At 58.4% G+C, this 255-nt stretch carries 1 rRNA gene; it reads left to right on the forward strand.

Going from position 1 to position 255, the window contains the following annotated elements:
* A 23S ribosomal RNA gene (locus QSJ40_RS12660) occupies nt 1-255 on the forward strand; the annotation flags it as partial.

A 255-nucleotide genomic window follows, 5' to 3' on the forward strand; every position in this document is an offset into this window, starting at 1 on the left:
GCATGGGCGGGGTTGTGGGAGCATCAGTGCCCGGTCTGCCGGCTGGGTCGTGTGAGTGCAGCGTGATAGTCGAATCATCTTGAGTGGTGTGCCGTAGAGGGTGTGAGTCCCGTAGACGAAATCATTGCTGCCGCGCGTGGTGTTTCCCGAGTAGCACGGAGCCCGTGAAACTTCGTGTGAATCTGCCAGGACCACCTGGTAAGCCTGAATACTACCTGATGACCGATAGCGGACCAGTACCGTGAGGGAAAGGTG

It is taken from the genome of Kocuria sp. NBRC 114282 (genome assembly GCF_030268385.1).
In the GTDB taxonomy this organism is placed as follows: Bacteria; Actinomycetota; Actinomycetes; order Actinomycetales; family Micrococcaceae; genus Kocuria; species Kocuria palustris.